This window comes from Yoonia tamlensis, from assembly GCF_900115105.1.
Classification (GTDB): Bacteria; Pseudomonadota; Alphaproteobacteria; order Rhodobacterales; family Rhodobacteraceae; genus Yoonia; species Yoonia tamlensis.
This window is the reverse complement of record NZ_FOYP01000003.1, coordinates 214,365-233,971: the sequence shown is the minus strand read 5'-3', so window position 1 is coordinate 233,971 and position 19,607 is coordinate 214,365. Positions and strand designations below refer to the sequence as shown.

Sequence of the window (19,607 nt, the reverse complement as noted above, 5' to 3'; positions counted from 1 at the left end):
CGTGCCAACGGCAGTGCAGAGTAGCTATGATCGGACAGGATAACCGCTGAAGGCATCTAAGCGGGAAGCCCCCTTCAAAACAAGATATCCCTGAGAGCCGAGGTAGACCACCTCGTCGATAGGCCAGAGATGTAAGCGCTGTAAGGCGTTCAGTTGACTGGTACTAATGGCTCGATAGGCTTGATTTGATCCAGTAATAGTAAGACTGGCGAAAATCAAAACACATACACACACAATCATCAGTATACGATGATCATGGAACAAAACCTGATGTTGACGGCTCCCGCGCAAGCGGGGCCCGTGTTTCTTTTTTGGTTTGGTGATCATAGCGCGAGCAAAACACCCGATCCCATCCCGAACTCGGCAGTTAAGTGCCGCAGCGCTGATGGTACTGCGTCTTAAGGCGTGGGAGAGTAAGTCATTGCCAAACCTAATAAGAAACACGTCTCTCTATACGATATCAAAAGCCCTCTCAAAATACCGCGAGGCAAAATAGCGCGGGATGGAGCAGCCCGCTTTCGCTATAAACTCTTCTCAAGAGTTTACAAAACGCTCAAGCCGCGTCAGGCTCAAAACGACACCCCAGCGCGGGATGGAGCAGCCCGGTAGCTCGTCAGGCTCATAACCTGAAGGTCGTAGGTTCAAATCCTACTCCCGCAACCAAAATCTACCACTAACGACAACACGCTACACGCCACCCTAGGGTGGTTGTTCGCGTTGGTGCTACACCGCTGGAAACACTCTGCAAGCAACAAACGCGCAAACAAAAATGGGGGTAACAACCAACGCGAAGCATTCCCATGATTGGGGAAATGGTTTCTAAAACCGCGCGACACTGCCTCCAACCCGCGTAGCTGTTAGAAAACCATTGACACGACGACGGAACGAAAATTCATTGTCGTTCTTCTGGCTTATCGTATACTCAAATAACATTTTTTAAGATGGGTAGGTACTTTGGAGCTTCACACAACTGGTGCGCCAGATCCACGGTTACTTGAACTGTCGCGAGGTCTTGCTGAGCAAGAAAAACATCTAATATCAGATGCATTTGCCCAATCGCACAACAGCTTCGCGATACGTGTCACTCAAAAGATACCCCAATTGGCGTGGCTTGCCGTGCGCCGGAAAGGTGGCATTGAATGCACGATCGGTAGATCCGTAGATGAGTTTGAAAATGGATTCTTCGAAGGCGTTTGGGCCGGCAGCTTTCTGGACTTTTCATCTGCGTTGGGAAGCGAAACCTACGGTTCAGGAATATACCGAAGCAAAGGCCGCACAACCTTTATCCAGCGCAAAGATGTGCGTGAATTCACATTCATATTGCGCGACCGTCTCAACCAGGTTGAATATATATCGAACTCGCTTTGCTTTGCGTTATCGGCTGCGCGGATCGGGCCCGACAGTGCGCTTATGGGCCTGCTTTCAGACAACCTTGTCGACAGCACATTCGAGGAAGGAAAAAAGGGGTTCCATGCGATGAACCCTGTCGTTGCACAAACTACGGAATACACTTTGTATCGTATTTGTTATTCAAACTTTTGGTTTGATGATGATGGTTTGCTTCGTTTTGATCCGCCGGTGGCTGTCCGCGACTTCAAGGACTGGAATGATTATAAGGGCTACCTACTTGCTACAACGCAAGCTGTGTTTAGCAACGGCGGAAATCGACAACGAAAACTGCCACTCGTGCCACTAAGTTCGGTTTCCCGAGGATACGATTCACCTGCTGTAACTGCGATTGCAAATCAGTGCGGTTGTCAGGAAGCGGTGACACTTAGGGTAAACGGCGATAACGGGAGGGCGATCGCCCGTATGCTTGGCATGCGGCCTCTGGTCTTCCCTCATGTCTTGAAGCAACGCAGTAAAGGGCTGACACGCACTATCGAAGGTTACATTTCGAAGCTATCACATGAATTCGTTGCGACGGCAGGGATTGGCGACGACATCAATTCAATAAGTTTCGAATCTGTTCTTAATGGGAAAATTTTTTTAAGCGGCGTAGGCGGAGATGGGAATTGGCAGAAAGATGCTAAACCAAACTTGGGACTGAAAAAGTCAATTCCGCAATCAACGAGCTTAACGGAATTTCGGTTGCGTGTGGGATTTGCACACTACCCACCAATTTTGGCGGGATCATTATGCACAAGCTCTCTGATCCGTATTGCAAATAGCGATGAGATGTCAGGCTACAGCGTCAATCAAGCATATGATCGGCCGATTGCGCGTCGCTTTGCTGAGGAAGCGGGTATCCCGCGCAGCTCTTTCGGAATTAAGAAAAGCGCCCAGAATCCATTTTTCACTAATCGGAATGAAATTTGGAGAGAAGCCGTCACGGAAGTAATGAAGCGGTACACAATATGAGAAAGTGTTTCAATAGATGGTTCGACAGGCTGGACAACGCCCGCCGCAAGCTGGCGCTTTGGTGACACAACTATAGCAACCCTCTCGGGACATTGCTGCGCAATTCCTTGCAGGGCGCGGTCAGGCCGCAATCAAAATTGGGAAACCAACCACAAACTCTTGTTAAGTCTGAGAGAGCCTTAGAGCTCAGGTCACCGGCTTACGGCGCGCTGTTTGCACGTCCCGCAAGCCATGGCAGGACGCCTGAAAAGTCGACGCCGCGGCCGCCTTCTTCGATGAATTTTGCATAGATTTCATTTGCCAGATGCCCCATTGGGGTATCCGCATCACAAGCGCGCGCCGCGTCTTGCGACAGCCCGAGATCCTTGAGCATCAGTTCAGCCGCAAACCCCGGTTTGTAATCATTGTCGGCGGGGCTGGTCGGGCCGACCCCGGGCGCAGGGCAATAGGCGTTCATCGACCAGCTATAACCCGAAGAAGTGGATACCACGTCGAACATGGCTTGCCTGTCCAGCCCCAGTTTGTCCGCCATCGCAAAGGCTTCGCAGGTGCCAAGCATGGTGATGCCAAGGATCATGTTGTTGCAAATCTTTGCCGCCTGACCCGCGCCCGCAGCCCCGCAATGCACGGCCTTCTGGCCCATGATATCAAACAAGCCTTTGGTCGTTTCCAAGGTCCCCGCATCACCGCCGATCATAAAGGTCAACGTGCCTTCGGCAGCACCTTTTATGCCGCCGGACACGGGCGCGTCCAACATGCCCAGACCGGCGGCTTTGGCTTGTTGTGCGACTGCGCGCGCACTGTCCACATCCACGGTCGAGCAATCAATAAACACCGCGCCTTTGGGCAGGGCGGGAATGATTTCGTTTGCGACTGCCCGCAAGATCGCGCCATTGGGCAGCATCGTGATGGCAACATCGGCGCCCGCGCAGGCATCGGCTGCACTGGCCGCCATGGGCAGGCCTTCGGGGGCGGTGATTGGGTCTACTCCGACGACTTCATGCCCCGCCCCTGCAAGGTTTGCGGCCATTGGGCCGCCCATGTTTCCCAATCCGATAAATGCGATTTTCATAGGGTGTCTCCTGTTGGGGTCCAGTCCTGGGGGCCAAGACCGACAAGCATTTGCGCGATTTCATCCTCCGGCACGTCGATCAAACTATGCCGCCATTTGGGGGTAAAATCACGGTCGATGATTTGCGCGCGGATGCCTTCGATGAAATCGCCTTGTTCTTGTGAACGATACGCATAGCGGAATTCACGCGTCAGCGCCTGCACCAATGTTCCCCCGCGTGCCGCACGTATGGTCTGTAATGCACAAGCAAGCGCCAATGGCGCGCCTTTGGCAAGTTTCTTAACGGCAGTTTGTGCAAATTCTGTTTCATCTTCAACTAAAGATTTGTGAATGCCCTGTACCGTTGGCGCGCAAAACAGGCGATCAATCTCGGGCTGCAACGCGGCCAATGTGCCACCTGTGGGCTGTTGAGCGACGGTCCCGATCACTGCGACATCCCCGTTCCGGACAAGCGTTGATTTCAGATCGTCCCATGTATTTTCGGGGATATAATGATCGGCGAACTGCGCATAGATTGCATCCTCTGCCGCCATCCGCGTGCCGGTCAGGCCTAGATAGACACCGGTTTCGCCCGTGGCGCGCCCAAGCAGATAGCTGCCCCCCACATCAGGGATCAGGCCAATGCCGCATTCCGGCATCGCGATCTTGCTGCTTTCGCCGACAATCCGGTGCGACGCATGGCCCGCAAGCCCGACACCGCCCCCCATCGTGAACCCTTGCATAAAGACGATCACTGGCTTGGGGTAGGTCGCGATCTTAAGGTTCAGGCCGTATTCCTGACGCCAGAACGTGCGGCCAAAATCATATTCTCCGGCGCAGGCATTGGCATAAAGCTCTGCGATATCGCCGCCAGCGCAAAATGCCTTTTGCCCTTTGGCGTCGAGTATCACCACTTTGACCGCATCGTCGTCGCGCCATGCATCAAGCGCATTTTCAATGGCAGCGGCCATTGCGGCTGCCAATGCGTTCAATGCATCGTGGCGGTTCAAGGTAATCCGGCCAGCGCGGCCGGATTTGCGAATTAGGACATCGTTGGTCATGTATCTATCCTGCCGCTTGGGATTTGATGTTACGCGCAATGACAAGGCGCTGGATTTCGCTTGTGCCTTCGTAAATCTGGCAAATGCGCGCGTCACGGTAAATCCGCTCCACCGGATGGTCTGTCAGGTAACCGTAGCCGCCAAGAATCTGGATCGCTTGCGAGCAGGTTTTTTCGGCCATCTCGGATGTAAACAATTTCGCCATCGAAGCTTCGCGCAAACATGGCGTTCCTGCGTCCTTGAGAGCGGCGACGTGCAAAACCATCTGGCGGCCCGCTTCGATCTGGGTGTCCATGTCGGCCAATTGAAACGAAATCGCCTGTTGTTCGAAAATCGGCTTGCCAAAGGCCTGCCTGTCAACGGCGTAATCGCGGGCATATTCAAACGCGCTGCGCGCCATGCCGACGGCCTGCGCGGCGATGCCGATGCGGCCGCTTTCCAGATTGGCCAGCGCGATTTTGTAACCCTGACCTTCCTGACCCAGCAGGTTTTCGGCGGGGATGCGCATGTTTTCAAACGCTATCTGGCAGGTGTCGGATGAATGGATGCCCAGTTTCTGTTCGACGCGCACAACCGCGTAGCCCGGCGTGTCGGTTTCAACGATAAAGGCGCTGATCCCGCGTTTTCCGGCTGATTTGTCTGTGATCGCAAAGATGATCAACACCTGCCCGTTTTTGCCCGAGGTGATGAATTGTTTCGCCCCATTGATCACATAGTGGTCCCCATCACGCACTGCTATGGTGCGCAGGTTCGCCGCATCCGATCCGGCCTGTGGTTCGGTCAAGGCAAAGCCGCCAATCCATTCACCCGTTGCCAGTTTCGGCAGGTATTTTTGTTTCTGCGTCTTGGTCCCATAGTCGCGGATCGGCCCGCAGCCGACAGAACTATGCACCGACATTATCGTGGAACAGGCGCCATCACCGGCAGCGATTTCTTCCACCGCGCAGGCATAGCTGACGAAATCCGCGCCAAAGCCGCCATATTCTTCGGGGACCTGCATGCCGAGAAAACCCAGTGCACCCATTGCCGCCAATTCCGCCTTTGGAAAACGTGCCTCGCGGTCGCGTTCTTCGGCGCCAGGCCACAGCTCTGCCTTGGCAAACTGGCGTGCAACATCGCGAATGGCCGTTTGGGTTTCGTCCAAAATCATGTCTGGTCCTTTGCAAACTTGGGCGGGTTCCCCTAAATATCACTTGCATATCGCCCCATCATTGCCGAAATGTGCATAATTAATGACACAAAAAGATAGCTAAATGCGCCGCCGCCCTGTCGCCCCGATTTTTGTCAAAGAAGCGCTTGCTTGTGCGAAGGCGGGCGGGGCTGATCCTGCAATGATCCTGCATGCAGCCGGGGTTTCGATTGACCGGCTGGATCATCTGGACACCGAAGAATTCGGCCGTGTCTGGTTGCAGATGTCTTATGCGATGCACGACGAATTCTTTGGCCTTGGTGCGCGGCCCATGCGCCCGGGCAGCACGGTGCTGCTGGGGCACGCGATCAAGGGCGCAGCGACGCTTGATGTCGCCATAAAACGAAGCCTGCGGTTTCTGCGGATCGTGCTGGACGAACCTTACGGCACAGTTGCGATCGAAGGGCGTCACTGCGTGGTCACTCTTCACGCGGCGGCACCTTCTTCGGATGCTTTCAAGTACCGCGCATTCTTTCTTATTTTGCATGGGTTTAACTGTTGGGCCGCGCGCGAACGCATCCCGATCAAGGCTGTTGAATTTCCCTGCAACGAACCATTGGCGCAGAACGACTATAGCGATTTTTTCGGCGTGCCTGTTACCTTTGATGCCCCCGCCGCGCGATTGATGTTCGATAAAAAATATATGTCACGCAAGACCGACCGCTCGGAAAAGGATCTTAAGGCGTTCCTGCGCAGCCTGCCCGAAGCCTTCTTGCGCGGCTACAGGGAAACCGATGGTCTAAAGCACGAAATCATCAAGAAATGTCTGAGCGGCCCCGCCCAAGACTGGCCCGGCGCGGATGAGGTTGCCGCCATGCTGGGGATGTCGCGGTCGTCCCTGCATCGCATGCTAAAGGACGCAGGGCATTCATTGACCCAATTAAAGGACGAACAACGCCGCAACAGGGCGACAGCGTTACTGTCGCGTACCGATAAATCGATCTCGCAAATCTCCGAAGCTGTCGGCTATGCCGAAGAAGCCGCGTTTTACCGCGCCTTCCACCGATGGTACGGGACAACCCCAAATCGGATGCGCGAAACGCCCTAAAGCGTTCATCTGTTCATTTCCAATGCTGTTATCGGGCGGTAAATGCCGGTTTGCGTTTTTCAAGAAAGGCGGCCATGCCTTCGGTCTGGTCTTCGGAGCCGAACAGGGCGTGGAACACACGGCGTTCATGCAGCAGCCCGTCCTGAAGCGACAGTTCTTCGGCGCGCATGACGGTTTCGCGCACCATCCGCAGGGCAGGGCGTGAATAGCCCGCAATTGTGGTGGCTGTTTTGATTGCATCAGTGACAACATCGTCATCGGCTACGACACGCGCGATCAATCCGGCCTGGAGAGCCTCTTGTGCGCCCATCATCCGGCCTGTCAGATGCATTTCCATTGATCTGGACCGGCCGATCAGGCGGGTCATGCGCTGTGTGCCGCCAATGCCCGCAATGACGCCCAGCTTGATTTCAGGTTGACCGAATTTTGCGTTTTCACCGGCGATGGCAAAGTCACACATCATCATGACCTCGCAGCCGCCCCCCAACGCATAGCCGTTCACGGCGGCGATTTTGGGCGTTTTGACATCAACGAATTGTTGCCACTCTGCAAAATAATCAAGGCGCGCTATTTCCGCGGCGTTCATACCGGCCATTTCGGAAATATCGGCCCCTGCGGCAAAGGCCTTGGGCGAGCCGGTCAGAACAATGCACCCGATGGACGGATTGCTGTCAAACGCCTGTGCGGCCGCGATTACGGCTTGGGCGACCGTCGCATTCAGCGCGTTCAGTTGTTCGGGCCGATTGAACTGGATGATCCCGACAGGGCCTTGGGTGCGTGTGATGACAAGATCTGACATGGTGATTGTTCCTAAACATCCGTGCGCAATGCGACGCGCCTGTTTGGTCTAGCAAAAGAAGACACTAACAATCAGTGTCAGTTTGTTTGCTAATTCTGGAACTTAATGTCATGCCCGTTTTGCGGGTGCGCGGGCAGGATCACCGTCCTAGACCAGCACAACCGGATGCCCGTCGATCATGCGTATTTCAGCATCGGATTTGAACACATCACCCAGCAATTTTGGCGTGACTATTTCTGCCGGCGATCCTGCGGCTGCGGTTTTGCCAGCAGATAGCGCAATAATCCAATCGGCGTAACGGCTTGCATAGTTGATGTCGTGCAAGACAACGACAATCGTCTTGTTATAGCTGTGCGCGAGTTCACGGATGCGCGCCATCAACGCGCGGGACGCTGCAATATCAAGGTTGTTCAGAGGTTCGTCGAGAAGCATATATTCGGTATCTTGGGCAAAGGTCATCGCGATTTGGGCTCTTTGACGCTGCCCGCCGGACAGGTCGACGACGGAACGCTGGGCAAGGTCGTCAAGATCAAACACCTGCAAGGCTTCGTCTACTTTTGCTTCGTCTTCGGGGCCGGGGCGACCTTGGTGATAGGGAAAGCGCCCAAAAGACACCAGTTCGCGCACGCTTAGCCGTGGCACATGTTCGGTCATTTGCGGCAGGATCGAAATCTGTTTGGCCAGTTGCCTGTTCGAGCATTGCCCGATGGTCAGCGCGCCGATGTCGATTGTCCCGCATTGAAGGGGTTCAAGCCGTGCAATCAATGACAAAAGGGTCGATTTACCCGCCCCGTTCGGCCCGACCAGTGCTGTTACCTTGCCTTTGGGGAGGTCGATTGTGATGTCATCCAGAATTGCGACACCATCAATGTGATACGACAGGTTTCGAATTGAGATCATCTGCGATGCCCTTTGAGAAGTAGAAACAAAAATATGCTGCCACCGACAAGATCGATAATCACCGCAAGCGGCGTGGTCAGTTGAAAGACACGTTCAAACAGCAGCTGCCCGCCGATCAGTACAATCATCGCGATCAGTCCCGCGCAGATCAAAAGCGGCGCGTGGCGTTCAACAGGCACGACCAGCCGTGCAAGGCTGACAACCAGCAGTCCCAGAAACGCCACCGGCCCGACCAGCGCGGTCGTCACCGCGACAAGCAAAGCGGTGAGGGTCAGCGCCTCCAATTCGGTGCGGCGCACATTTAGCCCGAGGTTCATCGCGACGTCCCGACCCAGCGCCAGTACATCAAGCCTAAACCGCATTTTCCATGTCAGAAAAAGCGCACCAGCGCACAGAGCCGCTGCAATGAATAATAGATCCGTCTCGATCTGGGTGAAACGTGCGTAAGAACCGGTTTGAATGACCGAAAATTCGTTCGGATCTATCAAACGTTGCATGAAATCCGTAAGCGATCTGAACAATGCGCCAAAAACGATCCCTGTCAGGATCATGCGCATCAGGTTGTTCTGGCTGGAACGCAATAGCGTTGAAAACAGCCCCAAGGCGCCGATGACCATTACGCCCGTGGAAACCGCAAAGGACAGATGTGCGGATAGATTGGCAACCGTCATCCCGCCAAGGAAATAGACCGCCGCCGTCAGGATCATGATGTAAAGCGCGTCAAAACCCATGATTGACGGCGACAGGATCCGGTTTTGCGAAACGGCCTGAAACAGCACCGTCGATGTTGAAATTGACATGCCGACAAGCCCTAGCGCCGCAAGCTTGGTTGCCCTGAAGGGGATAACAAAATGCAGCGGCCCGCGTGCGCCCCATGTCATAAAGGCGGTGCAACAGATCACCAGTAAAATACCTAATATCCAGAACCGTTTAGGCATATTGCGGCTTTCGAAACAGCAGCCACAGGAATACAACAGCACCGATCACGCCCAGTACCGTTCCGACGGGTACTTCGAACGGATAGCGCACAATCCGTCCGATAATGTCGCTGACCAGCGTCAGGCCGGCCCCTGTGATTGCGACCAAGGGCAGCGTGCGCCGCAAGTTGTCCCCAAAAAGCCGCGAGACAATATTGGGCACAATCAGCCCGACAAAGGGGATGATCCCAACAGTCGTAACCGTCAAAGCGGAAATTGCAGAAATTGCGATCAGCCCGACAAGGACAATCTGTTTGTAATCAAGTCCGAGAGAGGTCGTGATTGTCTGGCCCATGCCCACGATCGCAAATTGATCCGCCGCAAAATAGGTCAGCACAGCGCCGCCAGCCGCAAGCCAAAGCAGTTCGTAGCGCCCGCGCAAAACGCCGGAAAATGCGCCATTCAGCCAGACCGAGATATATTGCAGCAGGTCCGCCTGATAGGCTACGAAAACCACTGCGGCGCCGATGATCCCGCCGTAGATCAACCCGACCAAAGGGACCAGCAGCGGCTGCGTCGGCGGCAGGCGGCGTACAATCACCAGAAAGCCAAGACTTGCGACAAGCGCGGTAACTGTCGCAATGGCCATTTTTACAAAAATCGAGGCCGCCGGAAAAAACAGGGTCACGATCAGAATGCCAAGCGCGGCACCCTGTCCCGTGCCAGCAGTCATGGGTTCGACAAAACGGTTGCGCACAAGCATTTGCATGACGCTGCCAGAAACCGCCATGGCCGCGCCCGCAATAATGGCGGCCATCGTGCGGGGGAACCGGCTGATGCCAAGCACGCGCAACGCCTCTTTGTCGTGCAACAGATCACTGGCAGACAGGTCAATCACGCCGACAAAAAGCGAACAAATCGAAATAAGGGCGAGCCCGATCAGGCCCGCCCAGTACCATGCAGTCACGCGCATCTAGTCATTCGCAAATGTCGTTGCGAATTGGTCCACAATTTGAGTCAGGGACTGGATCCCGCCGCTTGCGATATAGACGTTGGCAGAATTCAGATAGATGACCTTGTTATTCGACCAAGCCGCCGTCTGATGCACAAGCGCGTTGTCCAATGTGGCGGCCGCAGCGGCAGCATCCTGTCCGATTGCGGCAGCGCGGTCGATCACGATCAGGACATCGGGATTGGCGTCACGGATAAATTCAAAGCTGATCGCCTCGCCGTGGGTTGCATCTTCGACGGCTTCAACGGCTTCTGGTATTTCCAGCGCAGTATGCAGCCACCCGAAACGACCCGCCGCACCATAGGCCGAAACGCTTGGCCCGTTGGTCATCACGATCAGGGCGCTGCCTTCGTCGGCCACGGCTTCTTTTGCGGCTGCAAGTGCGGCTTCGAATTGCGTTTGTAGGGCGGTGGCTTCTGCTTGCTTGCCAAAAATAGCGCCATAGGCATTCAGGCGGGCAAGACCCTGCCCGATTGTGTCTTCCCAGATTGTCATGTCGATTGTCGGAGCGATTTTTGCAAGATCAGGTGCGACAGCCGATGACCGGCCACCCGCGATCAAAAGATCATAGCCGCCCGCTGCAATGGTTTCGTAATCCGGCTCGTGCAATGTCCCGATTACTTCGGCGCCAGCCGCGCTTTGCGCGAGGTAGTCAACGTAATAGGGCGCCACGACACCCGCAACAGAAACGCCAAGCGCGTCCAAAGTGTCTAGCGCGGCAATATCGAAAACCGCGATTTTGGTCGGCATCGTTTCAACGTCGGCAGCGCCGGTGTAGGTATCAATCGACACGGTTTCAGCAAAGGCAGGGCCCGCAAGCACACAGGCGGTAACCGCAACAGCACGTAACATCATCAGTATCCTTTCAAGTGAAAGCATGGCTGACCGTACTGGCTGGCTTTGCATAGTGAGGTCTGAATATGGCGCGAATACAGCGCTGTCCAGCATGCAACGCAGGGATAAAGCGCTTTTTTGACTATTTTTGTCGGATTAAGGGCATGTGGGCTGCCTGATCCATCAGGTGGCATCCCGGACAGGCCGGGATGCCGTTCAACTAAACGTCGGGTCGGGTGAGCGTTTAGAGAATTTGCAAAAGCAGCGCGCGGGTGTTTTCGGCTGTCATCTCGATGGGGTTGCCGCCGGTGCTTGGGTCGATCAGCGCGCCCGCAACGATGCGGTCCACGTCCGGGTTTTCGATGCCAAGCGCTGCCAGAGATTTCGGGATGCCCATCGACGCGTTCAATTCGTCGACATAGGCGCAAAACCCGTCGAACCCGCCTGCAATCCCCAGATAGGCTGCGGCATTGGCCATTCTGTCGGCGATTGCCGATTTGTTGAATTGCAGTACCGCAGGCATGCACACGGCGTTGGTTGTGCCGTGGTGCGTGTGATAGATCGCGCCGATCGGGTGTGAAAGCGCGTGAATTGCACCCAGCCCCTTTTGGAACGCGGTCGCGCCCATTGCTGCGGCGGACATCATGTTCGCGCGTGCTTCGATATCGGTGCCATCGGCATAGGCGCGCGGCAGATAGTCCTTGACCAGCCGCATCCCTTCAAGCGCGATACCTTGGGACATCGGATGGTAATGCGGCGAACAGAACGCTTCGACACAATGGGCAAACGCATCAAGCCCTGTACCTGCGGTGATGAACTTGGGCATGCCCACGGTCAGTTCAGGGTCGCAGATCACCACCGAAGGCAACATTTTAGGGTGGAAAATGATCTTTTTCTCGGCGGTGACCGAATTGGTGATCACGGATGCGCGGCCGACTTCGGAGCCTGTGCCGGCGGTAGTTGGGACCGCAACGATTGGCGCAATCGCGGCAGGGTCGGCGCGGGTCCACCAATCGCCAATATCCTCAAAGTCCCAAAGTGGGCGGGATTGGCCTGCATGGAACGCCACAACCTTGCCTAGATCAAGCCCCGACCCGCCGCCAAAGGCGATCACGCCGTCATGCCCGCCAGCGCGGTATGCGGCAACGCCTGCTTCGGCGTTTTTCTCGTTCGGGTTCGGATCGACATCGGCAAAAATCGCACGGCCAAGCCCCGCGGCTTCGAGCAGATCAAGCGTCGCGATGGTGATCGGAAGGCCGGCAAGACCCTTGTCCGTCACCAAAAGCGGATTTTTGATTCCGGCAGCGGCACAGGCGGCGGCGATTTCGGAAATACGCCCTGCCCCAAAGCGAATTGCTGTGGGGTAGGACCAGTTGGCAGTGATCGACATTAGCTTGTGACCTTTTTCATGTGGTAGGATTTCGGGCGGGTCAGATTGTGGAAGCCAATGACAGACAGACCGCCACCGCGACCGGTGTCTTTGCACCCAGTCCAGCACAGCGCCGGATCAAGGTAATCGGCGCGGTTCATGAACACGGTGCCGGATTCAAGCTGGTCGGCGATGGCTTCGGCGCGGTCGGTGTCGGGCGTCCAAAGCGATGCGGTCAGCCCGTAGTCGCAATCATTCATCAAGGCGATGGCTTCGGCGTCGGATTTGACCGGCATAATACCGACAACAGGGCCAAAGCTTTCTTCGCGCATGACCCGCATGTCATGGGTCACATTGGTCAGAATTTGCGGCATTAGATAGGCACCACCATCCTGCGGGAACAATGCAGGGTCGATGTGGGTTTTGGCACCTGCGGCCACGGCCTCGGCGATTTGGGCGCGCACGCCCTCAGCAAAACGCGCCTGCGCCATCGGCCCGATCGTTGTTTCGGCATCAAGCGGGTTGCCCAGTTTATAGGTGCTGACCAGCGCTACGGCTTTTTCAACAAAGGCGCCGAAAAGACTTTCGTGCACGTAAATCCGTTCAATCCCGCAGCAACATTGCCCCGAATTGAACATCGCGCCATCCATCAACGTCGCTACTGCCGCATCCAGATCGGCGTTTTCCATTACATAGCCCGGATCCTTGCCGCCCAGTTCCAGCCCCATGCCGGTAAACGTGCCTGCACCCGCCTGTTCCATCGCAGCACCGCCAGCGACAGAGCCGGTGAAGTTCACGAACCCGAAGGCGCGCGCGGCAATCAGATCGGATGTTGTGCTGTGATCAAGGAACACGTTCTGGAACACATCCGCAGGGATGCCGGCAGCGTGGAAAGCCTCGGCCAGACGTTCACCGACAACGGGGGTTTGTGATGCGTGTTTAAGAACGACAACGTTACCTGCGATCAGCGCAGGCGCAATCGTGTTGATCGCGGTCATGAAAGGATAGTTCCACGGGGCAACCACCAGCACGACGCCATGCGGCACATATTTGATCATCCGGCGGAACGTGTCGCTTTCTTCCACGACCATCGGAGAAAGCGCGTCATGGGCGATACCTGCCATATACTGCGCGCGTTCGTTAAAGCCGCCAAATTCGCCGCCGTAACGGACAGGACGACCCATTTGCCACGCCAGTTCCGGCACGATCTGGTCGTTCATTTCGCCGATCTTGGCGACGCCTGCCAGCACCAGTGCGATACGTTCATCCAAGGGGCGCGCAGCCCATGCGACCTGCGCTGATTTTGCCGCCGCAACGGCGGCATCCGCCTCGGCGCGGGTCAGGGTTGGACGTTCGGCATAGACCGATCCGTCAATGGGGGAGATACATTTGATGGTGTTAGTCATAGCTGCTGACCTCTATCAGGTTGCCGTCAGGATCGTTGAAATAGATGGAAGTGATGGGGCCGCGCGCGCCGGTTTTCGCAACGGGGCCTTCGGTTATCGATACGCCGCGAAGGGCCAGATGTTCAAGCAAATCTTGCGGCGTCATATCAGTTATCAGGCAAAGATCACCCGACCCGATACATGCGTGGTTGCGTGTCTCTTGGCCAAGGGTTTGCAAGTTGATTTTTTGCGTCCCGAAGTGCAGCGCCTTGCGGCCACCGGCAAAGGTTTCGACCTGCATCCCAAGAACCGCGCTGTAAAAACCCGCCGCGCGGTCGATGTCGCGCACGGTCAGGACAATATGATCAATCCGGCTGATCACGGCCTCACGCCCTTTCGAATCCGCGCGCGATTTCCCAATCGGTCACGACACGGTCAAATTCTTCTTGTTCCCATTCCGCAGCCCGAGAGTAATGGTCGATCACATCGTCACCCATGACCTCGCGCAGGAATGCCGAATTGCGCAGTGTTTCGGTCGCTTTGCGCAGGGTTTGTGGAATGTCGCCTGCTTTGGCGTCCTCGTAGACATCACCCGTTGTCGCAGGCGCCAGCGTCATTTTATCTTCGATCCCCTTGATCCCTGCGGCCAGCATCGCGGCCTGCGCCAGATAGGGGTTCAGATCCGACCCGCCGATGCGGCATTCAACCCGCACGCCTTTGCTGGCCTCGCCGCACAGCCGGAAACCCGCAGTGCGGTTATCGACAGACCAGACGGTTTTTGTGGGGGCAAACGTGCCTTTGGCAAAGCGTTTGTAGCTGTTCACATAGGGTGCCAGAAAATAGGTATAATCGGGCGCATAGGCGATCAATCCGGCCATGTAATGTGACATCAGCTCGGACATGCCATGTTTGGCGTCCGGATCAAAAAATGCAGGTTTTCCATCGACCCAAAGCGATTGATGCACATGCGACGATGACCCGACGCGGTCCTTGTTCCATTTGGGCAGGAAACTGGCGGCATGGCCCTGCTGCCACGATATTTCCTTGATCGCGTGTTTGGCAATCGTGTGGTAATCGGCGCAATCTAACGCGGCGGAATAGCGGATGTTCAGCTCTTCCTGACCTGCTTCGGCCTCGCCTTTGGAATTTTCAATCGGGATACCTGCCGCATAAAGATGGTTGCGGATCGGACGCATCACGCCTTCTTCTTTGGTGGTTTGGAAGATATTGTAATCTTCATTATAGCCGCTGACCGGTTCCAGATCGCGGTACCCCGATTTGCGGATATCGTCATAGCTTTTGGCGAAAAGGAAGAATTCAAGTTCTGTCGCCATCATCGCGTCAAAGCCGAGCGCCTTGAGCCGTGCAATCTGCTTTTTCAGCACCGCGCGGGGCGAATGTGGCACAGGTTCATGCGTGTGGTGATCGAGCACATCACACAGCACCATCGCCGTGCCTTCCAGCCAAGGCACCATGCGAATGGTGGTCAGGTCAGGTTTCATCACATAATCGCCATAACCCGCCTGCCAGCTTGTCGATGCGTAGCCTTCAGGCGTTGCCATCTCAAGATCGGTGGCCAGCAGGTAATTGCAGCAATGTGTTTCGTTATAGGACGTTTCCACGAAATTCGCAGCGTGGAACCGTTTGCCCATCAGGCGGCCTTGCATATCGACAAGGCAGGTCAGAACCGTATCAACCGTGCCGTCAACGACGCGGGATTTCAGGTCATCAAAACTTAATGTGCCGGGCATTTTTGGTATCCTTTAGGGCGTGTAGCCCCGGAAAAATCCGGGGCCATCGTTGTGGTATGTGGTTGCGGGCTGACCCCGCAACAAGCCTAGCCGTAGCGGTAGGGGCGGCCAGCTTTTTCCATGTCAGCGTTATACTGCTTGAAGATATCGACAACACGGCGTTTGACGTCGCTTTCCGCTGCGATTTCTTCCCAGAAGTCGCGTGCTTTGGCTTCGACTGTCGTCCATTCCTCGTCTGGGATGGATGTGAGCTCCATCTTTGGACCGTTGACGCGCAGATCGGCTTCGCCGCCCCAATACCACCACTGACGGTAGTAGTGTGACTGGTCACAGCAGACGCGGAACAGCGTTTGCAGGTCTTCTGGCAGTTCATTCCAGCGATCCATATTCGCAAAGAATGACCCAGCCCAAGCACCAGAGATGTTGTTGGTCAGGAAGTAGTTGGTCACGTCAGCCCAGCCGACAGTGTAATCTTCGGTGATGCCAGACCATGCGATGCCGTCCAGTTCGCCGGTTTGTACGGCGACTTCAATGTCTTCCCACGGCAGGTTCACAGGGATCACGCCAAACTGCGACATAAAGCGGCCCGCAGTTGGGAAGGTAAAGATGCGTTTGCCTTCAAGATCAGCAAGGCTGCGGATCGGGTCTTTGGTCGCAAAGTGGCATGGGTCCCATGCGCCAGCGCTGATGTGTTTCACACCAACGGCGGAATATTCTTCGTCCCAGATTTCGTTCAGGCCATATTGGTTAAACAATACAGGCACATCCAGCGAATAGCGTGACCCGAACGGGAAATAGCCGCCGAAAACGGTGACTTCGGTCGGGGATGCCATTGAATCGTCGTCGGATTGCACCGCGTCGATTGTGCCGCGCTGCATGGCTTGGAACAATTCGCCTGTTGGCACCAGTTGGTCCGCGTAGAACAGTTCGATCTGCATGCGGTCGCCCGCGATCTGGTTGAACATTTTGATCGCGGGATCAATCACGTGTTCTGCGAGGGCAGCACCCGCATAGGTCTGCATCCGCCATTTGATTGTTGATTGCGCCAGTGCTGGGGTTGCCAGCGCGGCTGGGGCGGCAATTGCGGCCCCTTGGATAAACTTACGTCTTGTTGTCATTGTTTCGTCTCCTTGGTTGGGGTGGGATGGCCCGCTTGGACGGGCTCTTATTTAGGGGGTCGTGTTGTAAACATAATCGGGCAGCCATGTCGCAAGGCCTGGAAAGACCATCACAAGTGCCAGCGCGCCTACCATGATCATCACAAACGGTGTGATCGATGCATAGATGTCGCGCAGCGTGATTTCAGGCGGGGCCATCGCGCGCATCAAGAACAGGTTATACCCAAACGGCGGCGTCATATAGGCAATCTGCGTGGTGATCGTATAAAGGATACCATACCATATCAGATCAAAGCCCAATTCACCGACCAGCGGCACATAAAGCGGGGCGACGATTACCAGCATCGCCGTGTCATCCAAGAACGTTCCCATCAGGATAAAGCTAAGCTGCATCAGGATCAGGATCGTCCAAGGCGACAGGTTCAGCGTTTCGGTGAACAGGCTTTCAATCGCCTTTACCGCGCCCAGCCCGTCAAACACCGCGCCAAATGCCAGTGCCGCCAGAATGATCCACATGAACATGCAAGTGATGCCCAATGTGTTACGCACCGAGTTTTCGAAAACTTCACGGTTCATCCGCCCCTTAAGCACAGCTGCGACAAAGGCGGCGATTGCCCCAATGGCCGAGCTTTCGACAAGCGATGTGTAGCCTTTGACAAAAGGGAACATCATCACAAAGAAAATCCCCAATGGCAGCAGGCCCGCCCGCAACAGCCGCAGTTTTTCGGCGCGCGGTATATCGCGGTCCTCGGCAGGGAGTACCGGCCCCAGCGCGGGGTTCATCCGGCAGCGGATTGCGATATAGCCGATAAACAGCCCCGCCATCATCAACCCCGGAATAATCCCTGCAAGCCAAAGCTGGCTAACAGGTTGGCGCGCGATCATTGCGTAAAGCACCAGCACGACAGAGGGCGGCACAAGAATGCCAAGGCTTGATCCCGCTTGGATCACGCCGGTGACCATGCGTTTATCATAGCCACGTTTCAACAGTTCGGGCAGCGCAATTGTCGACCCGATCGCCATGCCCGCAACTGACAACCCGTTCATTGCGGAAATTAGCACCATCAGCCCGATTGTCCCGATCGCCAGCCCGCCGCGCAGGCCGCCCATCCAGACATGGAACATCTTGTATAGATCATCGGCAATTTTGGATTCGGACAGCACGTAACCCATGAAAATAAACATCGGCAGGGTCAGCAGCGGATACCATTTCATCAGCTTCATCGCAGCGGCAAAGCCAAGGTCAAAACCGCCCTTGTCGCCCCACAGCAGCAGCGACGCGACAACAGCGACAAAACCAATCGCGCCGAACACGCGCTGGCCTGTCAGCAGCATCAGCATCATCGACGAAAACATCAAAGTGGCGATTAATTCATATGACATCAGATGGTTTCGCCTTTGATCCGCAGAATGTCTTTGCACAGCTCGGATGTGCATTGCAGCAGCATCAGGAAAAATCCGATGACCATCACGCCTTTGATGGGCCAAAGGTAAGGGCGCCACGAAGTCGATGCGCGTTCCATGCGGCCGATTTCTTCGGTGCCGATGACAACGCCACCAAGATATGAAAACGGCTCGGTCCCCCAATAGCCCAGCGAATAGGCGGTGGATGACACAGCACCATAAAGCAGCACGCAAAGATAAAAGATCAGCATCAGCACAGTGAACAGATCAAACCACGCCTTCTTGCGTATCGACCATTCGCCATAAAGCAGGTCCATCCGCACATTCGACCCAAGCTGAAGCGAATAAGGTCCGCCCAAAATGTAATAGCCAACCATCACAAATTGCGCCATTTCCAGCGTCCAGAGCGACGGCAGAAAGAAAGCCTTAGAGATCGACGACCACAGCAGAATTCCCATCAGCACAAAGATACCATACATCGCAATGCGCCCGATCCGGTAGTTCACGGCATCAACCGCGCGGATATAGCCGTGCATTACGCGACGCATTGCACGGCCCCCTGATCGGTGATTTGAGAAACGGAATCGGCAACCCATGCGGCGATCATATCGCCCATTGCGGTTTGGGTCGCGGGCGTTGCGATCAGATCATTGCGCACCTCAAGCATCACGTTCAGATGCCCGCCAGGAAGCGCGTGTTCGCGCAACGTATGGGTCACGCCATTTTCCGGCCCGTAGGGGTCGTTGCGCAAAACCAGCGCAGATGTATGCGCCGCCGCAGTCTCCAGCATCGCATCGGCAAGCCGCGTGTCATCATCATGCAACACGCCGATTTCAACAGCGCGGGCTTGCCCGTGATAGACGGGCGTAAAGCTATGGATCGTCACGATAATGGGCGCATGCATTTTGGCGATCTGCGCGGCCAGCGCAGTTTGGAACGGCAGGTAATAGGCATTTGTGCGCGCATCGCGGGCTGCTTGGGTCAGGCCCACATTGCCGGGCACGTCGAAGACTTCGCTTTTGGCGGGCATCGCGTCGGGCGCGCTGGGCGGGCGGTTGCAGTCGTAAACCAGACGCGACACGGTGCTGGATACCAATACCGCGTCTAGCCGCTGCGACATACGCTGCGCGACAGCCAATGCGCCCGGATCCCACGCCGCGTGGCTTTGGCGGGCGTCTTGCGACAGGCCCAGCCCCGCAAGAGCGGCCGGAATATTGCAAGACGCGTGTTCACAGACCAATACGGCAGCCGAACGCCCGGTCGGGTTGTCAATTTGCACTGGGTCCGCAGGGGTGATTTGTGTCATAGTTGCTCCGTTGTAGATAAACTGCTTGCACCGCAGGCGTTCTGTCAACACAATTCTGATATATTTGTATCAGCGCGATATGCTTTGGTAATTAATTGATCA

At 55.7% G+C, this 19,607-nt stretch carries 18 protein-coding genes, 1 tRNA gene and 2 rRNA genes; 5 read left to right on the top strand and 16 right to left on the bottom strand.

What is annotated here, in order from left to right:
* The 4 genes from BM320_RS16050 to BM320_RS16035 all read left to right on the top strand — a co-directional run.
* Positions 1 to 188 (top strand): 23S ribosomal RNA (locus BM320_RS16050); the annotation flags it as partial.
* A 127-nt stretch (positions 189 to 315) separates the two neighbouring features.
* Positions 316 to 430, top strand: a 5S ribosomal RNA gene (gene rrf, locus BM320_RS16045).
* Between the two features lie 156 nt (positions 431 to 586).
* A tRNA-Met gene (locus tag BM320_RS16040) sits at positions 587 to 663 on the top strand.
* Between the two features lie 291 nt (positions 664 to 954).
* Positions 955 to 2,361: a hypothetical protein gene (locus BM320_RS16035; RefSeq protein WP_131802443.1), complete on the top strand. Its 1,407-nt coding sequence runs from the start codon at positions 955 to 957 to the stop codon at positions 2,359 to 2,361.
* A 199-nt stretch (positions 2,362 to 2,560) separates the two neighbouring features.
* On the opposite strand, the gene mmsB is transcribed toward BM320_RS16035, so the two are convergent.
* Genes mmsB through BM320_RS16020 form a run of 3 tightly spaced genes read right to left on the bottom strand, consistent with a single transcriptional unit; the run spans position 2,561 to position 5,623 of the window.
* A complete protein-coding gene (mmsB, locus tag BM320_RS16030; RefSeq protein WP_090201809.1) occupies positions 2,561 to 3,433 on the bottom strand; it encodes a 3-hydroxyisobutyrate dehydrogenase in 873 nt (290 codons plus the stop codon).
* Positions 3,430 to 4,473 (bottom strand): enoyl-CoA hydratase/isomerase family protein, encoded by a 1,044-nt coding sequence (locus BM320_RS16025; RefSeq protein ID WP_090201808.1) that lies wholly within the window; start codon positions 4,471 to 4,473, stop codon positions 3,430 to 3,432. Before BM320_RS16025 ends, mmsB begins: the two co-directional genes overlap by 4 nt.
* 4 nt (positions 4,474 to 4,477) lie before the next feature.
* Complete coding sequence (locus tag BM320_RS16020) at positions 4,478 to 5,623, bottom strand: acyl-CoA dehydrogenase family protein (RefSeq protein WP_090201807.1); 1,146 nt, start codon at positions 5,621 to 5,623, stop codon at positions 4,478 to 4,480.
* 103 nt (positions 5,624 to 5,726) lie between these two features.
* Here BM320_RS16020 and BM320_RS16015 point away from each other — a divergent pair, with 103 nt between their 5' ends.
* Positions 5,727 to 6,710, top strand: a complete 984-nt coding sequence (locus tag BM320_RS16015) for an AraC family transcriptional regulator (protein WP_090201806.1) — start codon at positions 5,727 to 5,729, stop codon at positions 6,708 to 6,710.
* 28 nt (positions 6,711 to 6,738) lie between these two features.
* Here BM320_RS16015 and BM320_RS16010 read toward each other — a convergent pair whose 3' ends face one another.
* The 13 genes from BM320_RS16010 to BM320_RS15950 form a co-directional block, all read right to left on the bottom strand.
* Positions 6,739 to 7,509, bottom strand: a complete 771-nt coding sequence (locus tag BM320_RS16010; protein ID WP_090201805.1) for an enoyl-CoA hydratase-related protein — start codon at positions 7,507 to 7,509, stop codon at positions 6,739 to 6,741.
* Positions 7,510 to 7,656: 147 nt separating this feature from the next.
* The gene (locus BM320_RS16005; protein ID WP_090201804.1) at positions 7,657 to 8,409 is read right to left on the bottom strand and encodes an iron ABC transporter ATP-binding protein; all 753 of its coding nucleotides are present in this window, start codon (positions 8,407 to 8,409) and stop codon (positions 7,657 to 7,659) included.
* Complete coding sequence (locus BM320_RS16000) at positions 8,406 to 9,290, bottom strand: iron chelate uptake ABC transporter family permease subunit (RefSeq protein ID WP_278246438.1); 885 nt, start codon at positions 9,288 to 9,290, stop codon at positions 8,406 to 8,408. The genes BM320_RS16005 and BM320_RS16000 overlap by 4 nt, the downstream gene beginning before the upstream one ends.
* A gap of 49 nt (positions 9,291 to 9,339) precedes the next feature.
* Positions 9,340 to 10,299, bottom strand: coding sequence for an ABC transporter permease (locus tag BM320_RS15995; RefSeq protein ID WP_090201802.1), 960 nt, complete (start codon positions 10,297 to 10,299; stop codon positions 9,340 to 9,342).
* Positions 10,300 to 11,193, bottom strand: coding sequence for a siderophore ABC transporter substrate-binding protein (locus BM320_RS15990; protein WP_311135507.1), 894 nt, complete (start codon positions 11,191 to 11,193; stop codon positions 10,300 to 10,302).
* A gap of 223 nt (positions 11,194 to 11,416) precedes the next feature.
* Positions 11,417 to 12,562 (bottom strand): iron-containing alcohol dehydrogenase, encoded by a 1,146-nt coding sequence (locus tag BM320_RS15985; RefSeq protein WP_090201801.1) that lies wholly within the window; start codon positions 12,560 to 12,562, stop codon positions 11,417 to 11,419.
* Positions 12,562 to 13,947 (bottom strand): aldehyde dehydrogenase family protein, encoded by a 1,386-nt coding sequence (locus tag BM320_RS15980; protein ID WP_090201800.1) that lies wholly within the window; start codon positions 13,945 to 13,947, stop codon positions 12,562 to 12,564. The genes BM320_RS15985 and BM320_RS15980 overlap by 1 nt, the downstream gene beginning before the upstream one ends.
* The gene (locus BM320_RS15975; RefSeq protein WP_090201799.1) at positions 13,940 to 14,308 is read right to left on the bottom strand and encodes a VOC family protein; all 369 of its coding nucleotides are present in this window, start codon (positions 14,306 to 14,308) and stop codon (positions 13,940 to 13,942) included. The genes BM320_RS15980 and BM320_RS15975 overlap by 8 nt, the downstream gene beginning before the upstream one ends.
* A 4-nt stretch (positions 14,309 to 14,312) precedes the next feature.
* Complete coding sequence (locus tag BM320_RS15970) at positions 14,313 to 15,677, bottom strand: glutamine synthetase family protein (protein WP_090201798.1); 1,365 nt, start codon at positions 15,675 to 15,677, stop codon at positions 14,313 to 14,315.
* An 86-nt stretch (positions 15,678 to 15,763) separates the two neighbouring features.
* Entirely contained in the window at positions 15,764 to 16,795 is a 1,032-nt protein-coding gene (locus BM320_RS15965; protein WP_090201797.1) for a TRAP transporter substrate-binding protein, read from the bottom strand.
* 51 nt (positions 16,796 to 16,846) lie between these two features.
* Complete coding sequence (locus BM320_RS15960; protein WP_090201796.1) at positions 16,847 to 18,178, bottom strand: TRAP transporter large permease; 1,332 nt, start codon at positions 18,176 to 18,178, stop codon at positions 16,847 to 16,849.
* Positions 18,178 to 18,747, bottom strand: a complete 570-nt coding sequence (locus BM320_RS15955; RefSeq protein WP_165615076.1) for a TRAP transporter small permease subunit — start codon at positions 18,745 to 18,747, stop codon at positions 18,178 to 18,180. Before BM320_RS15955 ends, BM320_RS15960 begins: the two co-directional genes overlap by 1 nt.
* On the bottom strand, positions 18,735 to 19,505 hold the full coding sequence (locus BM320_RS15950) for an N-formylglutamate amidohydrolase (RefSeq protein WP_090201794.1): 771 nt from the start codon (positions 19,503 to 19,505) through the stop codon (positions 18,735 to 18,737). Before BM320_RS15950 ends, BM320_RS15955 begins: the two co-directional genes overlap by 13 nt.
* Positions 19,506 to 19,607 lie beyond the last annotated feature (102 nt).

Bases quoted from the DNA above. Each gene is read 5' to 3' on its own strand.
- BM320_RS15965 (WP_090201797.1), bottom strand. From the start codon at position 16,795: ATGACAACAAGACGTAAGTTTATCCAAGGGGCCGCAATTGCCGCCCCA.
- BM320_RS15990 (WP_311135507.1), bottom strand. From the start codon at position 11,193: ATGATGTTACGTGCTGTTGCGGTTACCGCCTGTGTGCTTGCGGGCCCT.
- mmsB (WP_090201809.1), bottom strand. From the start codon at position 3,433: ATGAAAATCGCATTTATCGGATTGGGAAACATGGGCGGCCCAATGGCC.
- BM320_RS15995 (WP_090201802.1), bottom strand. From the start codon at position 10,299: ATGCGCGTGACTGCATGGTACTGGGCGGGCCTGATCGGGCTCGCCCTT.
- BM320_RS15970 (WP_090201798.1), bottom strand. From the start codon at position 15,677: ATGCCCGGCACATTAAGTTTTGATGACCTGAAATCCCGCGTCGTTGAC.
- BM320_RS15960 (WP_090201796.1), bottom strand. From the start codon at position 18,178: ATGTCATATGAATTAATCGCCACTTTGATGTTTTCGTCGATGATGCTG.
- BM320_RS16025 (WP_090201808.1), bottom strand. From the start codon at position 4,473: ATGACCAACGATGTCCTAATTCGCAAATCCGGCCGCGCTGGCCGGATT.
- BM320_RS16020 (WP_090201807.1), bottom strand. From the start codon at position 5,623: ATGATTTTGGACGAAACCCAAACGGCCATTCGCGATGTTGCACGCCAG.
- BM320_RS16015 (WP_090201806.1), top strand. From the start codon at position 5,727: ATGCGCCGCCGCCCTGTCGCCCCGATTTTTGTCAAAGAAGCGCTTGCT.
- BM320_RS15955 (WP_165615076.1), bottom strand. From the start codon at position 18,747: ATGCGTCGCGTAATGCACGGCTATATCCGCGCGGTTGATGCCGTGAAC.
- BM320_RS15985 (WP_090201801.1), bottom strand. From the start codon at position 12,562: ATGTCGATCACTGCCAACTGGTCCTACCCCACAGCAATTCGCTTTGGG.
- BM320_RS15950 (WP_090201794.1), bottom strand. From the start codon at position 19,505: ATGACACAAATCACCCCTGCGGACCCAGTGCAAATTGACAACCCGACC.
- BM320_RS15980 (WP_090201800.1), bottom strand. From the start codon at position 13,947: ATGACTAACACCATCAAATGTATCTCCCCCATTGACGGATCGGTCTAT.
- BM320_RS16005 (WP_090201804.1), bottom strand. From the start codon at position 8,409: ATGATCTCAATTCGAAACCTGTCGTATCACATTGATGGTGTCGCAATT.
- BM320_RS16010 (WP_090201805.1), bottom strand. From the start codon at position 7,509: ATGTCAGATCTTGTCATCACACGCACCCAAGGCCCTGTCGGGATCATC.
- BM320_RS16000 (WP_278246438.1), bottom strand. From the start codon at position 9,290: ATGACATGGGGCGCACGCGGGCCGCTGCATTTTGTTATCCCCTTCAGG.